This is a genomic window from Bradyrhizobium genomosp. III (genome assembly GCF_000261705.1).
In the GTDB taxonomy this organism is placed as follows: domain Bacteria; phylum Pseudomonadota; class Alphaproteobacteria; order Rhizobiales; family Xanthobacteraceae; genus Bradyrhizobium; species Bradyrhizobium ottawaense.
Window position 1 is genome coordinate 25,965 of the sequence record NZ_AJQF01000353.1, and the last position, 17,952, is coordinate 43,916.

Annotated in this window: 14 protein-coding genes and 1 pseudogene; 8 read left to right on the forward strand and 7 right to left on the reverse strand. The window is 66.0% G+C overall.

The genetic code is table 11. The features are described from left to right. Positions 1-126: 126 nt before the first annotated feature. Positions 127-1,647, forward strand: a complete 1,521-nt coding sequence (locus IC66_RS0128790; RefSeq protein ID WP_028140585.1) for a PAS domain-containing sensor histidine kinase — start codon at positions 127-129, stop codon at positions 1,645-1,647. 173 nt (positions 1,648-1,820) lie between these two features. On the opposite strand, the gene IC66_RS0128795 is transcribed toward IC66_RS0128790, so the two are convergent. From IC66_RS0128795 to IC66_RS0128810, 4 genes are all read right to left on the reverse strand, one after another. After that, positions 1,821-2,120 (reverse strand): acylphosphatase, encoded by a 300-nt coding sequence (locus tag IC66_RS0128795; RefSeq protein ID WP_018320639.1) that lies wholly within the window; start codon positions 2,118-2,120, stop codon positions 1,821-1,823. After that, on the reverse strand, positions 2,117-2,983 hold the full coding sequence (locus IC66_RS0128800; protein ID WP_038949986.1) for an isocitrate lyase/PEP mutase family protein: 867 nt from the start codon (positions 2,981-2,983) through the stop codon (positions 2,117-2,119). Before IC66_RS0128800 ends, IC66_RS0128795 begins: the two co-directional genes overlap by 4 nt. 147 nt (positions 2,984-3,130) lie before the next feature. After that, positions 3,131-5,146 (reverse strand): acetyl-CoA carboxylase biotin carboxylase subunit, encoded by a 2,016-nt coding sequence (locus IC66_RS0128805; RefSeq protein WP_038949987.1) that lies wholly within the window; start codon positions 5,144-5,146, stop codon positions 3,131-3,133. A 173-nt stretch (positions 5,147-5,319) separates the two neighbouring features. Then, positions 5,320-6,402 carry a zinc-binding metallopeptidase family protein gene (locus tag IC66_RS0128810; RefSeq protein ID WP_028140908.1) on the reverse strand — a complete coding sequence of 361 codons (1,083 nt, stop codon included), beginning with the start codon at positions 6,400-6,402 and terminating at the stop codon, positions 5,320-5,322. Positions 6,403-6,615: 213 nt separating this feature from the next. On the opposite strand from IC66_RS0128810, the gene IC66_RS0128815 reads away from it, so the two are divergent. The 3 genes from IC66_RS0128815 (at position 6,616) to IC66_RS0128825 (ending at position 10,789) form a co-directional block, all read left to right on the forward strand. After that, positions 6,616-9,093 carry a hybrid sensor histidine kinase/response regulator gene (locus tag IC66_RS0128815; protein WP_028140909.1) on the forward strand — a complete coding sequence of 826 codons (2,478 nt, stop codon included), beginning with the start codon at positions 6,616-6,618 and terminating at the stop codon, positions 9,091-9,093. Positions 9,094-9,174: 81 nt separating this feature from the next. After that, a complete protein-coding gene (locus IC66_RS0128820) occupies positions 9,175-10,425 on the forward strand; it encodes an arsenic transporter (RefSeq protein WP_028140910.1) in 1,251 nt (416 codons plus the stop codon). Between the two features lie 127 nt (positions 10,426-10,552). Further along, positions 10,553-10,789, forward strand: a complete 237-nt coding sequence (locus IC66_RS0128825; RefSeq protein WP_038949989.1) for a hypothetical protein — start codon at positions 10,553-10,555, stop codon at positions 10,787-10,789. A 68-nt stretch (positions 10,790-10,857) separates the two neighbouring features. Here the strand turns inward: IC66_RS0128825 and IC66_RS0128830 are convergent, their stop codons facing one another. Together IC66_RS0128830 and IC66_RS0128835 are read right to left on the reverse strand one after the other, a co-directional pair. Next, positions 10,858-12,222, reverse strand: coding sequence for an MFS transporter (locus IC66_RS0128830; protein ID WP_028140912.1), 1,365 nt, complete (start codon positions 12,220-12,222; stop codon positions 10,858-10,860). A 24-nt stretch (positions 12,223-12,246) separates the two neighbouring features. Continuing rightward, the gene (locus tag IC66_RS0128835) at positions 12,247-13,014 is read right to left on the reverse strand and encodes a GntR family transcriptional regulator (RefSeq protein WP_028140913.1); all 768 of its coding nucleotides are present in this window, start codon (positions 13,012-13,014) and stop codon (positions 12,247-12,249) included. A gap of 183 nt (positions 13,015-13,197) precedes the next feature. On the opposite strand from IC66_RS0128835, the gene IC66_RS0128840 reads away from it, so the two are divergent. Genes IC66_RS0128840 through IC66_RS0128850 form a run of 3 tightly spaced genes read left to right on the forward strand, consistent with a single transcriptional unit; the run spans position 13,198 to position 16,230 of the window. Next, positions 13,198-14,397: a mandelate racemase/muconate lactonizing enzyme family protein gene (locus IC66_RS0128840; protein ID WP_028140914.1), complete on the forward strand. Its 1,200-nt coding sequence runs from the start codon at positions 13,198-13,200 to the stop codon at positions 14,395-14,397. Between the two features lie 12 nt (positions 14,398-14,409). Continuing rightward, on the forward strand, positions 14,410-15,177 hold the full coding sequence (locus IC66_RS0128845; RefSeq protein WP_038949990.1) for an SDR family oxidoreductase: 768 nt from the start codon (positions 14,410-14,412) through the stop codon (positions 15,175-15,177). A gap of 21 nt (positions 15,178-15,198) precedes the next feature. Beyond that, positions 15,199-16,230 (forward strand): L-idonate 5-dehydrogenase, encoded by a 1,032-nt coding sequence (locus tag IC66_RS0128850; RefSeq protein ID WP_038949991.1) that lies wholly within the window; start codon positions 15,199-15,201, stop codon positions 16,228-16,230. Here the strand turns inward: IC66_RS0128850 and IC66_RS0128855 are convergent. Next, positions 16,220-17,134, reverse strand: coding sequence for a DUF3280 domain-containing protein (locus tag IC66_RS0128855; RefSeq protein ID WP_049806663.1), 915 nt, complete (start codon positions 17,132-17,134; stop codon positions 16,220-16,222). The genes IC66_RS0128850 and IC66_RS0128855 overlap by 11 nt on opposite strands. A gap of 191 nt (positions 17,135-17,325) precedes the next feature. Between IC66_RS0128855 and IC66_RS0128860 the strand changes: the two are divergent. Further along, positions 17,326-17,952, forward strand: a pseudogene (locus tag IC66_RS0128860) (histidine kinase); the annotation flags it as partial.

Genomic DNA, 17,952 nt, shown 5'->3' on the forward strand with positions numbered 1-17,952 from the left:
TAATGTCCCCTTGTCAAGCGGGCTTCATCCCGTATACGGGTGCCGGATATCTGCCTAAAAATGTCCCAACTTCAGGGAACCATCCGCCTCCTGTGGCGTTTGCTCCCGTCGAGGCAGGGTCCCGGAATGATCGGAAAGTTCAGTCAACAGCGAGACTTGTTCGAGAGCGAGCGCAGTTTCCGGCTGTTGGTTGAGGGAGTTGCGGACTACGCCCTCTACATGCTCGATCCCAGAGGGATCATCACCAGCTGGAATATCGGCGGCGAGCGCATCAAAGGCTATTCGCCCGGGGAGATCCTCGGCCAGCATTTCTCCCGCTTCTACACCGAGACTGACCGTGCCAACGGCAGGCCGGCCCGCGCGCTCGGCATCGCGCGGGAAAAGGGCCGCTATGAGGAGGAAGGCTGGCGCGTCCGCAAGGACGGCACCTTCTTCTGGGCAAGCGTCGTGATCGACCCGATCTACGAGGACGGCGAGCTGGTCGGTTTCGCCAAGATCACGCGCGACATCACAGAACGCCGCAATACGCAGCTCAAGCTCGAGGCGATGCAGAAGCAGCTCGCCGAGTCCCAGAAGTTCGATGCGCTGGGGCAGCTCACCGGCGGGGTCGCGCACGACTTCAACAATCTCCTGATGATCATCAGTGGCAGCCTGCACATGCTGAAGCGGGGCCCCGACGACGCGGCCAAGGTTCAGCGCGCGATCTCGGCGATCGAGACCGCCACCAAGCGCGGCGCGGCGCTGACCAACCAGCTCCTCACCTTCGCGCGGCGGCAGAGCGTCAATCCGCAGGCGATCGATTTCGCCGAACGCATCGCGGCGATCCGCGAGGTGCTCGATGCCGGCGTCGGCAGTTCCGTACGCCTGGCCTTCGACATCGGCCCCGACGTCTGGCCGGTCAAGACCGACGCCTCCGAGCTCGAGACCGCGCTGCTCAACCTCGTCATCAATGCCCGCGACGCGATGCCCGACGGCGGCACGGTGACGATCGGCGCGCACAATGTCGTGCTGGACGAGGCGCCGCTTGCCGGCGACTTCGTCGCAATCGACGTCACCGATACCGGGCTCGGCATTCCCTCCGACGTTCTCGACAAGATCTTCGAGCCGTTCTTCACCACCAAGCCGATCGGAAAGGGCACCGGCCTCGGCCTTTCCCAGGTGCACGGCTTCGCCCATCAGGCCGGCGGCACCGTCAAGGTCGCAAGCGCGCTCGGCAAGGGCACGACGTTCACCATCCTGCTGCCGCGCGGAGAAGACACGCCGTTGCGAGAAGCGGCTGAAGGACCATCCTTCCAAGGCAGCGGCACGGTGCTGCTGGTCGAGGACAATCCCGACGTTGCGCTCGTCAGCATCGGTCTTCTGGAGCAGCTGGGCTACCACGTCCGCCGGGTCGCCGATGCCGAAGCCGCCTTGCGCGAGATCGAGAATAGCGGCGTCGACTTCGTGTTCTCGGACATCGTCATGCCCGGCAAGATGGACGGGCTCAGCCTCGCCCATCGCCTCCGTCAGATCCGTCCTGGCCTGCCGATCCTGCTCGCCACCGGCTACAGCGACGTCGCCGCCGGCGTGCGCGGCGATTTCCCGATCCTGCGCAAGCCGTACGAAATCCACGAGCTGAGCGAAGCGATCGCCAAGCTGCCGCGGTGAGGTTCTCGAGAGGTGAACACTTCGTAGGGTGGGCAAAGCGAAGCGTGCCCACCATCTCACGACGATCGCGAAAGTCGTGGTGGGCACGGCGCAAGAGCGCCTCTGCCCACCCTACGAGACCAACTTAGCCGCTCGGCATTTACCTTTCCATGCGGCCGGCGCACAGACAGCACCTACACCGTCGGCAACACCGAGAACGCTTCCCCTGCCCTGCGCAGGTTCAGCTCATCCGCGCTCGCGGTCTCGCTCGTCACGCTATCCACGCGCGAGGATGGCGGGCCGTGGCGGCACAGCGCGACCATGTCGGCGACATGCTTCGGTGCGCCCGCGAACAGCGCTTCGACGCAGCCGTCGCGGCGGTTGCGGACCCAGCCTTCGAGGCCGCTCGCAGTTGCCTGGTACTCGACCCAGGCCCGGTAGCCGACGCCCTGGACGCGACCGCGGATCATCACCTGGAGGATCGCCCGGCTCATTTTTTCAGCCCGAGAAAGTCGGCGCCGCGCGCCTTGACGTCGGCCTCGCGCATGACGCGGGTGGTCAGGTCCGATGATGCCAGACCTCTCAGCGCCTTCGGCGCCGTGCCTTCGCGCAGTGCCTTCTGCGTTTCATACACGGCTTGCGTCGCAGCCGCGATCGGCGCGTGGCCCTGAAGCGCGATACGCACGCGCTGACTGGCGAGATAGTCGAGCGAGCTCAGCTCCTCCGGCGCACCGCCAAGCACGATGGGCAGGCGCGTGGCGGCTGCGACGGCCTCGAGCTCCGCGCGCGACTTGATGCCGGTGAAGAACAGCGCATCGACCCCGGTCGCCTCATAGGCCTGCGCACGGCGGATCGCGTCCTCGATCGAGGTGATCGAGGCTGCTCCCGTGCGGCCCATGATGACCAGCGAGGCATCGCTGCGGCCATCGAGCGCCGCCTTCATCTTGCCGACGCCTTCCTCGAGCGAGATCAGCTGCGTCTTCGCCTCGCCGAAGGCGGCCGGCAGCAGCGTATCCTCGATGGTGAGGCCGGCGGCGCCAGCGGTCTCCAGCTCCTGCACCGTGCGGCGGACATTGAGCGCATTGCCATAGCCGTGATCGGCATCGACCAGCACCGGCAGGCCAGCTGCGCGCGACATCCGCCGCATCTGCTCGGCAAGCTCGGTGAGCGTGATCAGCGTGACGTCAGGATCGCCGAGCACCGCGAGCGAGGCGACCGAACCGCCGAACATGCCGAGCGGAAAGCCGAGGTCCTCGGCGATGCGGATCGAGATCGCGTCATAGACCGAGCCGGGATGGATGCAGGCCGAGCCCGACAGGATGAGGCGCAGTTTCTCGCGGCGGGAACGAAAGGCCATGGGTGCCTCACTCTCAATTCCGCATCCTGAGGAGCGCGCTCTTGCGCGCGTCTCGAAGGATGCAGGCCCGGCTGTGGCCTCGCCCTTCGAGACGCCGCGCAAGCGCGGCTCTCAGGGTGAGGGTCGACTGTCGTACTCCGGAGCGCCTTACGCAAACTCCAGGATCAGCGCGTCCACCGCCAGCGTCGCACCGGCGCTGGCGTGGACCTTCTTCACGGTGCCGTCCTGCTCGGCGCGCAGCACGTTCTGCATCTTCATGGCTTCGACCACCGCGAGCGTCTCGCCGGCCTTGACTTCCTGCCCTTCGGTCACCGCGATCGAGACGATGAGCCCGGGCATCGGGCACAGCAGCTTCTTGCCGGTGTCGGAGGCCGTCGTCACCGGCATCAGCCGCGCCGAGGTCGCTTCCGTCTCGGTCCAGACATAGACGGGGACCTCGACGCCCTGATGCGCGAGGCGGATGCCGTTCGGGATCGGCCGCGCCTGCACCGCGACGAAGTGGCCGTCGATGGTGCCCTGCCAGACCGGATCGCCCGGCTTCCACGGCGAGGCCAGCAGATGCGAATTGCCGGCCTTGCCCTCGGCGTCGATGAAGCGCACCGCGATCGCCTCGCCTTCGCGTCCGACCTCGAGCTGGATCTCCTGGCGGTCGAGCCAGACCGCGCGGCGCCGCTCGCGCTGCACGACGCGGCCGCCCATCTGCCCCGAGATCTGGCGCTTGCGCTCCCCTAACACGTGATCGATGGCGGCGCCGACCGCGGCGATCCGCCGGGCAACCTCGCCATCGGGCACGCGCACCGCAAAGCCCTTGGGGAATTCCTCGGCGATGAAGCCGGTCGAGAGCCGCCCCTCGCGCCAGCGCGGATGATGCATCAGCGCGGACAGGAACGGGATGTTGTGCCTGATGCCGTCGACATAGAACGAGTCGAGCGCGGTCGCCTGCGCCTCGATCGCGGCCGCACGCGAGGGCGCATGGGTGACGAGCTTGGCGATCATCGGATCGTAATGGATCGAGATCTCGCCGCCCTCCTGGACGCCGGTATCGTTGCGGATGGTGATGCCGTCCTTGCTGGCTTCCGCCGGCGGACGATACTTCACGAGCCGCCCGATCGAGGGCAGGAAGTTGCGGAACGGGTCTTCGGCGTAGAGGCGCGATTCCACCGCCCAGCCCGTCAGCGTGACGTCCTTCTGCGCGATGGCGAGCTTCTCGCCGGCGGCAACGCGGATCATCTGCTCGACGAGGTCGATGCCGGTGACGAGCTCGGTGACGGGATGCTCGACCTGGAGGCGCGTGTTCATCTCCAGGAAGTAGAAGCTCTTGTCCTGCCCCGCGACGAACTCGACGGTGCCGGCGGAGTCGTAATTCACGGCCTTGGCCAGCGCGACGGCCTGCTCGCCCATCTTGCGGCGCGTGGCCTCGTCGAGCAGCGGCGACGGCGCCTCCTCGATGACCTTCTGGTTGCGGCGCTGGATCGAGCACTCCCGCTCGCCGAGATAGACGACATTGCCGTGCTTGTCGCCCAGCACCTGGATCTCGATGTGGCGGGGATCGACGATGAACTTTTCGACGAAGACGCGATCGTCGCCGAACGAGGCCTTGGCCTCGGCCTTGGCGAGGTTGAAACCTTCCGCAACCTCGGAGGTCGAATGCGCGATGCGCATGCCCTTGCCGCCGCCGCCGGCGGACGCCTTGATCATCACGGGATAGCCGATCTCGTCGGCGATCCTGACCGCGTGCTTGTCGTCCTCGATGACGCCGAGATAGCCGGGCACGGTCGAGACCTTGGCCTTGGCGGCCGCCTTCTTCGACTCGATCTTGTCGCCCATCGCCGCGATCGCGCCCGGGTTCGGGCCGATGAAGACGATGCCTGCTGCCTCCAGCGCGCGCGGAAACGCCTCGCGCTCGGACAGGAAGCCGTAACCGGGATGCACGGCCTCGGCGCCCGTCTTGCGGCAGGCCTCGACGATCTTCTCGATCACCAGATAGCTCTCGGCTGCCGCCGGCGGGCCGATCAGCACGGCCTCGTCGGCCATCTCGACATGGAGGGCGTCGCGGTCGGCCTCGGAATAGACGGCAACCGTCTCGATTCCCATCTTGCGGGCAGTCTTGATGACCCGGCAGGCGATTTCGCCGCGATTGGCGATCAGAATGCGTTTGAACATGCTTTTCTTGAGTCTCGACCTTGGGCGGGACCCTTCCCTGGCCGTTGGGGCCTAAGGGACGGGCCGTGTGGCTCCCGTGGTACATCAAAATCGGCCGGAGGCAACGGTCTAAATCCGGGCCATCTGGCGTACCAGCGCAAGACCGAAACCGGACCGACGAGCCGTCGGACGACCTACGGCTTGCCGGGCCTCGACGCGGACCTGGCGACGTCCCGGAGCAGGCCATGAACAAAGCCCAGCTTGCCGACCACGGCGGGCGACAGGATGAAGGGATAGAGGTCACGCAGGCCCATGGCGCGGTTGACGCTGTTCATGGCGAAGGTGAAGGGCAGCCATGCGTTGACCAGCGCCTCGACGTCCCTCGCCTCATAGGGGTTGAAGCGGATACGCGCCGTCAACTCCCCGTCGCGGTCGACCTTGGGACGCACCTCCATGCCGAACTCGGCGGCCATCTCCAGGGTGTCGACGATGTGAAGATAATGCGCCCAGGTCTCGGCGAAATCTTCCCAGGGGTGCATCGTGGCATAGGCCGAGACATAGTTCTGCTGCCAGTCCGGCGGCGCGCCTTCGGCATAGTGACGCCGCAGGGCCTGGCCGTAATCGGTGGAATCGTCACCGAATACCGCGCGGCATTCCTCGAGCTTGCCGCCGCCCTGCACCAGCACGTCCCAGAAATAGTGCCCGACTTCGTGGCGGAAATGCCCGAGCAGCGTACGATAGGGTTCTCCCATCTCGAGCCTGCGGCGCTCGCGCTCGATGTCGTCGGTCTCGGTGAGCGCGATCGTGATCAGGCCATTGTCGTGGCCGGTCATGACCCTCTCTGCGCTGTTCGGATCGTCGGCGAGGAAATTGAAGATCAGACCATGCTCGGGATCGTCTTGCCGGGCCTGGAGCGGCAGCTTCCAGCGGATCAGGGAATAGAACAGACGGTGTTTCGCCACCTCCAGCTCGCGCCAGCCGGCAAGCTGGCGGGGGTCGGACAAATCCGGCACGATGCCGTTGTGGCGGCATGCACGGCAATAGCCGTTGCCCTCGCCCGTATCCGTCAGCCAGTTGCAGGCATCGTACTCGGCATTCCGGCACAGCATCCGGCTTTCGCCCTTGTCGGCCAGGATCCGCCAGGCCTCTCCGTCGGGCTCGATCGCCGACATCGTCTCCTTCTCCGGCAGGAAGGCGACCCGATGGCCGCAGCGTTCGCAGGCACGGTTCTCGAAATAGAGAACGTTGCCGCAGGCCTGGCAGACAAAGAGCTTCAAGATTTATCCTCTTCGAAACGGGAGCCTTATCAAAGACATTCGCGACGCCTCGCGAAGACGCGTCCGCCGGCCGATCGTTCCAGTCTCCGGAACAAATTGCCAGACCCGGCGTTCGTTCATGCGCACCGCCATCCGTTTAATGGCGCCTTTCCCAGCCTAATTCCTCTAAACAATGGCCATCACGCTCCGTCTGTGTGAATATCGGTCCGGCACGTGCGCTCCCGCATGACAACGGCCGATGCCTTGAACGATCCCTTGCCCGAGACCATCGCCGCCGAAAGGCTGCGTCAACACCTCGAAGACGTCGCGCGCGAGCGCGACAACGCCTATCGCGCGCTCCAGGAGCGCGAGGCCGAGCTGGCGCGCATCCAGCGCATCGGCAAGGTCGGCGGCGTCGAGGTCGATTTTCGCGAAGGCTTCAAGAACCGCCGCTCGCCCGAATACCTCATGATCCACGGCCTGCCGCCGGAGGCGGCGGAGGAGTCGCACGAGGACTGGGTCAATCGCATCCATCCCGAGGACCGCGACGCCACCGTCAAGCACTTCGTCGATGCACTCGCTGGTACGAGCGAAGACTACACCGCCGAATACCGCATCGTCCGTCCCAATGACGGTGAGACCCGCTGGATCCGGGTCGTCGCCAAGATCGAGCGCGACAAGGACGGCCGCGCCATCCGGCTCGTCGGCGCCCATATCGACATCACCGACCAGATGCTCGCGCGCGAGACCCTGCGGGAGAGCGAGGAGCGCTTCCGGCTGATCGCCGACAGCGCGCCGGTGCCGATCTGGGTGACCAAGCTCGATCGCAAGCGCTCCTTCGCCAACCAGGCCTATGTCGATTTCGTCGGCCTGCCCTACGATGAGGCCATCGACTTCGACTGGCGCAAGGTGCTGCACCCCGACGACCTGCCGCACGTGCTGCAGCAATCGGTCCAGGGTGAAGCGTCGCTCAAGCCCTTCGTGCTGGAAGCGCGTTACAAGAACGCCAGCGGCGAATGGCGCTGGCTGCGCTCGGAATCGCAGCCGCGCTGGGACCCGACCGGCAAGCACATCGGCTTCATCGGCGTCGCCCACGACATCACCGTCGCCAAGCAGGCCGAGATCGAGCTGCGGCAGCTCAACGAGACGCTGGAAGAGCGCATCGCCGAGCGCACGGCCCAGCTCGAATCCAACGAGGCGCGGCTGCGCGCGATCCTGGAGACCAGCAACCAGTATCAAGGCCTGGTCAATCTCAGGGGCGAGCTGCTTTACGCCAACAACACCGCACTCGATGGCATCGGGGCGAGCTCGTCGGATGTGATCGGAAAGCCGTTGTGGGAGACGCCCTGGTTCAGCGCGACGGAGGGCATGAGCGCGCTGGTGCGCGAGGCCTTCCACACCGTGCTCAAGGGCGAAGCCGTGCGGCTGGAGATGCGGCTGCGCCTTCCCATCGGCGAGCGCGATTTCGACTTCGGCATGCGCCCCGTGCTCGACCGCCACGGCAACATCACCGGCGCCGTCCCTGAAGCCGTCGACATCACCGAACGCCGGCGCGGCGAGGAAGCCCTGCGGCAGTCGCAGAAGATGGAGGCGATCGGCCAGCTCACCGGCGGCGTCGCCCACGACTTCAACAATCTCCTCACCATCATCCGCTCGGCCACCGACTTCCTGCGCCGCCGCGAGCTGCCGGAAGAGCGCCGCCGCCGCTATGTCGATGCCATCTCCGAGACCGTCGAGCGCGCCTCCAAATTGACCGCCCAGCTTCTGGCGTTCGCGCGCCGGCAGCCGCTGAAGCCGCAGATCTTCAACGTCGGCAGCCAGGTCGAGGGCGTCGCGCAGCTGGTCCGACCGCTGGTCGGCGGCCGTATCGACATCGCGGTGGAGATTCACGATGCCGACTGCTTTACCGTCGCCGACATCGCCCAGTTCGAGGCCGCTCTGATCAACCTCGCCATCAACGCCCGAGATGCCATGAACGGCGAAGGTCGCCTGATCATCGCCGTGCGCAAGGTCTCCGGGATTCCCAGCCTGCGCGCGCAATCGGCGCGCGGCGGCGACTACGTCGCCATCTCCGTCAGCGACACCGGCAGCGGCATCGCGCCGGAACATCTCGACTCGATCTTCGAGCCGTTCTTCACCACCAAGGAGGTCGGCAAGGGCACCGGCCTCGGCCTCAGCCAGGCTTTTGGTTTCGCCAAGCAGTCCGAGGGCGATGTCGCGGTGACGAGCACCCAGGGCAAAGGCGCGACCTTCACCATCTATCTGCCGCAGGCACAAAGCCCCGCGACCGACAAGGAAGCCGCGGCACTGACCCATGAGGCCGCGGCCACCGGGCGCGGCTATCGCGTGCTCGTGGTCGAGGACGACGACGAAGTCGGCCGCTTCTCCACCGAGCTTCTGGAAGATCTCGGCTACGTCGTTCGCCGCGTCGCCAACGCCAACGCCGCGCTGGCGATCCTCGGCGAGAACGAATTCGCCGTCGACCTCGTCTTCTCCGACGTCATCATGCCCGGCATGAATGGCGTCGAGCTCGCCGGCATCATCCGCGAGCGCTATCCGGGCCTGCCCGTGGTGCTCACCTCCGGCTACAGCAACGTGCTCGCAGAAAACGCCCATCGCGGTTTCGAATTGATCCAGAAGCCATATTCGGTGGAATCGCTGTCGCGCATCCTGCGCAAGGCGATCACGGAGAAGCTGTCGGTGGCAAGGTGACGCGAGCCGAGATTTGAGGCTGGCGGATCGATCCGGGGCACGGTAGTCAGGAGCGGTTTTCCGGAGATCAACTTGCCGACCGTGCCGTCTGACGCCATCTGGGCCTGGAGCATCATCGTCGTCGCGACAGCAGGCGTCATCATCCGCCCCTTTCGCCTGCCCGAGGCGGTCTGGGCGGTGATCGGCGCGAGCGCCCTGGTGCTATCAGGCCTGCTGCCGTGGCAGGACGCGCTTGCCGGCATCGAAAAAGGCCTCGACGTCTATCTCTTCCTGATCGGCATGATGCTGATCGCCGAGCTCGCGCGCCTCGAGGGCCTGTTCGACTACCTCGCCGCGCTCGCGGTCGAATACGCGGCCGGCTCGCCGCAGCGGCTGTTCCTGCTGATCTATCTCGTCGGCACGCTCGTCACGGTGCTGCTCTCCAACGATGCCACCGCGATCGTGCTGACGCCCGCCGTCTATGCCGCGACGCGCGCGGCCGGCGCCAAGCCACTGCCCTATCTCTTCGTCTGTGCCTTCATCGCCAATGCCGCGAGCTTCGTGCTACCGATCTCCAATCCCGCCAATCTCGTCGTGTTCGGCGCGCGCATGCCCGAGCTCACCGAATGGCTGCGTATGTTCGCCCTGCCCTCGGCGGCGTCGATCCTGCTGACCTACATCGTGCTGCGCCTGACCCAGCACCGGGCCCTGAAGGAGGAGACGATTGCGCGCCGCGTGCCGCATCCAAAACTCGGCCGCGGCGGCAAGCTGACGGCGATCGGCATCGTCGCGATCGGCGCCGTGCTGGTCACGGCGTCTGCGCTGGACAAGCAACTGGGGCTGCCGACGTTCATCTGCGGCGGCGTGACGGCCGCGATCGTGCTGCTGCTCAGCCGGCAATCGCCATTGCCCGTGCTGCGCGGCGTGTCCTGGAGCGTGCTGCCGCTCGTGGGCGGGCTCTTCGTCATGGTGGAGGCGCTGATCAAGACCGGCGTGATCGCGCAGCTCAGCGCGCTGTTGCACCAGGCGGTGGCGCAATCGGTACCGAAGGCGGCCTGGAGCGTCGGCATTGCCACCGCGCTAGCCGACAATATCGCCAACAACCTGCCGGTCGGCCTCGTCGCCGGCTCGGTCGCCGCCAGCGACCATCTGCCCGCGCCTGTCGTCAGCGCCATCCTGATCGGCGTCGACCTCGGCCCCAATCTGTCAGTGACGGGCTCGCTCGCCACCATCCTCTGGCTGGTCGCGCTCAGGCGGGAGAAGATCGAGGTCGGCGCCTGGCCCTTCCTCAAGCTCGGCCTGCTGGTGACGCCCCCCGCTTTGATCGCGGCGCTGGCGGCCGCAATCAGGTAAGGCAGGCCGCGGCCTTCGAAATCAAGTGCAAGCCATTTGCGGTGCGTCAATGCCGGCGGCGACGCTGCGCCTAGAATTCCATTGTCGCGCAAGTCAGACGGATATGACGCGGCAAGGAAGGTTCATCATGCAGATCCAATCGAAGGCATTGCCGCAGAGCTCCTTTCTGCGTCGTGCGATTCGGAGCCTCACTGCAGCGGGCGAGAGCAGCGCGGAGACGGCCCATCCGCTGCTGGTCGTCTCCGCAGTGGCGTTGTTCACCATCTTCATCATCGTGGAGGTCGACCTTCACTCCGCCCAGCTTCAGGCGCTCGGCCTGCTCGGCCATGGGATGGGAATCGATCCGGTCTTCCTGAGCCCGTAGTCGCCGGCCGCAGCGTCCCGGAATCAGTCCCGATCGCGGCGGCGACGCCGCGACCGGGTGGCGCCTCGTCAGTCGTTCTCGTAGCCGTAGACTTCCGGCAGGATGAAGATCGCGGCGAGCAATCCGATCAGCGGGAAGATCGCGACCATCAGCGTGGCGTTCGCCTGCCCGATCGCGGCGAACACCGTCGGGAACAGGAAGATCGCCAGGAACGACGGCAGCTTCACGAACATGTAGGCGAAGCCGCTGGCGGTGCCGCGATATTTCGGCTTGGCGACCATGGTCGGGATCGTCATGCAGTTCGACGCGTCCCAATAATGGCCCCACAGCATCGCGGCGGCCGCGAACGGCAGCAGGATCTTGTTGTCGGTGTAGAGCGCGAAGGCCGCGACCAGCAGCGAGGCCAGCACGATCGAGAAGCCGGCGATCGCGATGCCGCGGTGGCCGATCTTCGGCGTCAGCAGCGGCCCGACCCAGCCGGACAGTGCGGCGAAGGAGAACAGCGCCATCGTCACCAGGTTGATGCCGAGCACGCTCGACACGCCGACCATCACGAACAGCACCGGCAAATAGAACGCGAAGGTCGAGAACTCGCTCGCCTGGGTGAAACAGGCGATCCAGCCGTAGACCGTGGCGCGCCAGCGGATCGGATCCTTCTTGAGGTCGGCGAGGAACGCACGCGTGCTGGTCTTCGGAACAACCACATCCTGATCCGGTAGCATGTCGAGATTGTCGTTGAACATCTCGCGCGCGACCCGCTTGGCCTCGCGATAGCGCCCCTTCTGCACCAGCCACACCGCCGTCTCCGGCACGTCGTGGCGCATCAGGAGGATGATCAGCGCCGGCACCGCGCCGAGGCCGAGCGTCACGCGCCACAGCATCTCGTGCTGCATGTCGATCAAGAGGAAGATCACGATGACGCCGATGGTGAGGACCTCGCCGACGGCGAACATGAACTGCCAGCGGTTGCCCATGACCTCGCGCTCGCCCTTGGCCATGGATTCCATGATGTAGGTGTAGCCGGTCGAGATGTCCGAGCCGAGCGGGATGCCAAGCAGGAAGCGGATCACGATGAGCCAGGTGACGTCAGGCACGAAGGCCTGCGCCAGCGCCAGCACGATGAACATCACCATCGTCACCAGGAACATGACGCGGCGGCCGATCTTGTCGGACAGCCAGCCGCCCAGCAGCGCGCCGATCAGGGCCCCGCCCTGCGTGCCCGCCGCGGCAAGGCCCAGCATCAGCGCCGTGGGATTGTACTGCTCCTTGATGAAGATCAGCACGAAGGCGATCGAATAGAGGTCCCAGGCCTCGACCAGGATCGAGGCCATCATCAGCCAGCCGACCTTGTTGCCCTTGGGGCTGTAGTTCGTGATGAGGTAGCGGACCGCGGCTTCGTTCGCGGTCGGTTGTGGCATCACCATCGTTGTCATGCTTGGTCCTCTTTTCAAAACTCGCTACGTGCCGAGCAGCGGCTCGATGCTGCAATCGAGCAGGCGCGGGTCGATCCCCGCTTCCATGCCCGTGAATATCTCGCCCATGTAGTCGATCAGCCCATCGCTCGCCTTCACAGCGTCGTCGACGCGCCGGCTGGCCACCGCGGCGAGAATGGCGAGATGACGATCGATCGTGCCCGACAGATCGGCCTGCCCCGGCATGAAGCGGTGGTGGATGTAGCCGATGCGCCGGTACAGCGTGTGCAGCGGCCGCAGCGTGTGCACCAGGAACGGCTCGCCGGCGGCTTCCAGCACCAGCGCGTCGATGCGGCGGTCGATGTGGTTGAATTCGTCGAGGGTGAGGCTGGCGCGGCGCTCGCGCAGGAGACGTTCGATGTGCAGCGCCTGATTGCGATGCGAGAGGCTGGCGCGATCGGCCGCAAGGCGGATCACGAAACGCTCCATGTCGCGGCGCAAGGCCAGCAGCATGCGTTCGCGCGCAAGATCGATCGGCGCAATGTGCAGTCCGTGGCGCGGACGGATGATGATGAGCGTATCGGCGGAGAGACGATTGACGGCGTGGTGCACCGGCGTGCGCCCGAAGCCGGTGATCTGCTGCAATTCCAGCATGGTCATGAACTGACCGGGCTTGAGCTCGCAATGAACGAGGAGCTCCTCGATCCTCTGATAGGCCAGCTCGAAGAAGTTGAGACGGTTGCGCCGGGAGGGCCTGCCCTCGCCGTCCTCGTCGCTTCTCACCACTTCGAGCGCGCGCTTGCGCCGTGCCATGTTGTCCTCCCCTGCCACCCTGCTCGCGCGATCGAGCGGCGGCATATTTGTGACATCCTTAAAACATGTTGTGATATATTACAAGCGGGCGTATGACTGCCCGCCGAGATCGCCGGTTTTGACCGGCACAGACACGAACAACAAGACGGGCGCGAGGCGCCTTATCATGGGAGGACTGTTGCAGTGAAGATCACGTCGATCGAGACCCTGCGCACCGAGGAATTCTCCAACGTCATCTGGGTGCGAATCCACACCGACACCGGCGTGATCGGGCTCGGCGAGACCTTCTATGGCGCGGGCGCGGTCGAGGCGCAGATTCACGATACCTTTGCGGGCCGCCTGCTCGGCCGCAATCCCCTGCACATCGAAGCGATCCACCGCGACATGCTGAACCTGCCGATGGCGCAGTCCTCCACCGGCGTCGAGTATCGCGCGGCCTCCGCTATCGACATCGCGCTGTGGGACCTGTTCGGCAAGGTCTGCAATCAACCGGTGCACCAGATGCTCGGCGGCCTCTGCCGCGACAAGCAGCGCATCTACAACACCTGCGCCGGCACGCAATATGTCCGCTCGACCAACATCAGCCCGGTCTCGAACTGGAATCTCGGCGCCGCCAAGGGCCCCTATGAAGATCTCGACGGCTTCATGAACCGCGCCGATGCGCTGGCCGAAAGCCTTTTGGAGAGCGGCATCTCCGCGATGAAGATCTGGCCGTTCGATCCGGCGGCGCAGGAGAACAAGGGTCTCTACATCACGGCAGCCCAGATGAAGCAGGCGATCGAGCCGTTCGAGAAGATCCGCAAAGCGGTCGGCGACAAGATGGAGATCATGGTCGAGCTCCACTCGCTGTGGAACCTGCCGACCGCCAAGCAGATCGCGCGCGCGCTCGAGCCGTACAAGCCGACCTGGTACGAAGACCCGATCCGCATGAACTCGCCGCAGGCGCTGGCCGAATACGCCCGCTCGACCGACGTCTGGGTCTGCGCCAGCGAGACGCTGGGCTCGCGCTTTCCCTACAAGGACATGCTCGACCGCGACGCCATGCATGTGGTGATGGCGGATCTGTGCTGGACCGGTGGCCTCACCGAGGGCCGCAAGATCGCGGCGATGGCCGAGACCTATCACCGGCCCTTCGCGCCGCACGATTGCATCGGCCCGATCGGCTTCATCGCCGCCATCCACATGTCGTTCAGCCAGCCCAACACGCTGATCCAGGAATCGGTGCGCGCCTTCTACAAAGGCTGGTACAATGAGCTCGTCACCACGATGCCCGTGATCAAGGACGGTTTTGTCTATCCGATGGAAGGCCCCGGTCTCGGCGTCGACCTCCTGCCCGCCGTATTCGACCGCTCCGATCTCACCGTGCGTCGCTCCAACGCCTAAGGACTTTCTGACATGAGCACCTCTCTTTTCGATCTTTCCGGCCGCACCGCGCTCGTGACCGGCTCCTCCCGCGGCCTCGGCCGCGCCATCGCCGAGGGCATGGCAAAGGCCGGCGCGAAGATCATCGTCAACGGCGTCGATCCCAAGCGAGTCGAGCAGGCCGTCGCCGAGTTTCGCGCCGCCGGGCATCAGGCCGAAGGCGCAGCCTTCAACGTCACCGACGAGCCCGCCATCGTCGCGGCGTTCAACGACTTCGACAAGAAGAACATCGCGGTCGACATCGTCGTCAACAATGCCGGCATCCAGCACCGCAAGCCGCTGGTGGAGTTCACCACCGACGAATGGCGCAAGGTGATCGAGACCAACCTGACCAGCGCCTTCGTGATCGGCCGCGAGGCGGCCAAGCGCATGATCCCGCGCAAGCACGGCAAGATCATCAATATCGGCTCCCCCCCCAGCGAGCTCGCCCGCCCCACCATCGCGCCCTACACCGCGGCCAAGGGCGGCATCAAGAATCTCACCCGCTCGATGGCGGTGGAGTGGGCCCAGCACGGCATCACGGCCAATGCGATCGGCCCCGGCTACATGCTGACCGACATGAACGAGGCGCTGGTCAACAACACCGATTTCAACAACTGGCTGATGGGCCGCATCCCCTCCAAGCGCTGGGGCAAGCCGGACGAGCTGGTCGGCGCGGCGATCTTCCTGGCGTCGGACGCCTCGACCTACGTCAACGGCCAGATCATCTATGTCGATGGCGGCATGATCGCCGCGATGTGATCCGCGAACCAGGAGCAAGCCATGCGCGCCGTCGTCATCCACGCCCCGAAAGATCTGCGGATCGACAACTATCCCGATCCGGCGCCCGGCCCGGGCGAAGTCCGCGTCAAGATCGCCAATGGCGGCATCTGCGGCTCTGACCTGCACTATTACCATCACGGCGGCTTCGGCGTCGTCCGCATCCAGCAGCCGATGGCGCTAGGGCACGAGATCGCCGGCGTGGTCGCGGCCGTCGGTGACGGCGTCACCAGCGTGAAAACAGGCACGCGCGTTGCCGTCAATCCGAGCAGACCGTGCGGCCAATGCCTGCATTGCCAGGAAGGCATGCGCAACCAATGCCTCGACATGCGCTTCCTCGGCAGCGCGATGCGCTTTCCTCACGTGCAAGGCGGCTTTCGCGAGTTCATCACGGTCGATGCCACGCAAGCGGTGCCGATCGCCGACAAGCTCTCGTTGGCGGAAGCTGCGGTCGCCGAACCGCTCGCGGTGTGCCTGCATGCCGGCAAGCAGGCCGGCCCCCTGCTCGGCAAGCGCGTGCTGATCACGGGCTGCGGCCCGATCGGCGCGCTGATGATTTTGGTCTCGCGCTTCGGCGGCGCGTCCGAGATCGTGGTGACCGATGTGGCCGAGGCGCCGCTCGCGGTCGCGAGAAAACTCGGCGCGACGCATGCCATCAATGTCGCGGCCGATGCCACGGCGCTCGATCCCTGGCGCGCCGGCAAGGGCGTGTTCGACACGCTGTTCGAAGCCTCCGGCAATCAGGCGGCGCTGCGCACTGCGCTCGACGTGCTCCGCCCGGGTGCGACGCTGGTGCAGCTCGGTCTCGGCGGCGAGATGACGCTGCCGATCAATTCCATCGTCGCCAAGGAATTGCAGCTCCGCGGCACCTTCCGCTTCGATCCCGAGTTCGAGCTGGCGGTGCGGCTGATGGGCGAAGGCCTGATCGACGTGAAGCCGCTGATCACGGCCACCATGCCGTTCGAGAACGCGGTCGCCGCCTTCGAGCTTGCCAGCGACCGCTCACAGTCGATGAAGGTGCAGCTTACTTTCTAATTGCGTCGGCGGCCTGCTGGCCCTCGATCAGCCGGTCGCTGACCAGCCGCACGGCGCCCCGTTTCCACGAATAGTCCGCGCCGAGGCGCAGGCCGCTGTCGCCGCGCGCCAGCACCGCGCCGGTGCGGGCATCACGCAGCTGGAAGCCGAGCGTGTATTCGGTGCGGCTGACCCGCCGCACCACGCCGATCAGCGATTGATCCGCGCCGAGCTCTTTCGCAATCGCCGCCTCGCAGCCGCCGCAGTCGCGTAACGCGCGCGCCTTCACCGCCTCGCCGCTCGCGCTGCCGATTTCGACGATGCGGTAGCGGCCGGACTGGCCGAGCACGTCACGCACGCCGCCGGTGGTCTCGGCGAGGTACGATGCGTCTGAACCGGCCAAGGTGCTCCCAGATGCGGCCGTCATGTCCTCGAGCTCGAAATCGAACACGGCGAGCGCGACCGGCGCGGGCGTGCCGAGCGCCGCGATGACCTCGCGGGCGAGGAACGCCTCGGCACGGTCCCAGGCTTCGTCGTTGTCGCCGCGGAACGTGTAGAGCTTCTCGAACAGGACCTTCTTGGCCGCGGTATCGATCACGGCGACCCGCGCCCATTGCACCAGCGTGCTCGTCTTCTGGACGCCGCCGACGACCTTGAATTTTGCATCGGCTTGCCCGGCGGGCGTGAGCTGATAGCGCTTGTCCGCCCCGACATCCCGTCGCAGCGCGACCATGAACGCGCCCAGCCGCTTCTCGTGGACGGCGGTCTGGTCGACCGGCTCGCCGGACGTATCCAGATACTGGAAATCCTCGATCGACACGCCGGCCGGTGCCGCGGCGGCCGCCTCGGTGCCCGCGCCGGCAGGCCGGACACCCACGAGGACAGCAAGGAGAAAAGCAGGGAGGATCAACCGGGAGAGGTACATGAGCGGAGCCTCGCAGATGGAGCGATCGGCAAATCTCGGCAGCAGCCCTACACCCTGCAACGGGGCCCGTCCCGGCGAGCGCCGGGAAAATTTCACGTCGTTGCACTGCGGTAACGCGTAGCGCTTTGCGCGGCTGGCGTTCTGCCGTTTAATGCGGCGGCGACAAACCTGTTCGCGCTAGGTGCTGCCCGATGTGGAACCGCCCGAGATTCGATCTCAAGGTCCGTCTGACGTTGCGCGTGGCCGCCATAACGGCCGCCTGCTTCGCCGCAATCTCCGCCTATTTCCTGATCGCGGCCGACCGCGCGGTGCACACGCGCATCGACGGCATCGCCGCGATCGTGGCGAAGTCGCTGGAGCTGCAGCAGGGCAAGATCCAGTGGGTGGCCGGCCCGCGCGACTTTCCGAACCTCGATCCCGTCGCCGCCTATGTGATGACGCCCGGCCTGTGTCTGGCATTCCGTGGACCGAGCGGCGAGATGCTGCAGCGGTTCTGCAGCGGTGCGCCTGCCCCGGAGAGCCCGTCGCCGCAGGTCTTCGCGGCCTTCTATCGCAGCCTGTTCGACCCCGGCCGCGAAGCGGCACGGCCCGTGATCGTGCGCGGCGCCAAGCTCGGCGAGACCGTGGTCTCGGTCGATCCGGCCGTGCAGACGGCGGAGGCCTGGCACGAGGCCGGCCGCCTGATGATTGCGCTTGCGATCGCGCTGCCGCTGCTGTGCTTGCTGGTCTACGCCGCGCTGGCGCGCGCGCTGCGCCCGACCCGCCTGATCCGCAACGGCCTCGAGCGGATCGCCGCCAACGACCTCTCGGCGCGGCTG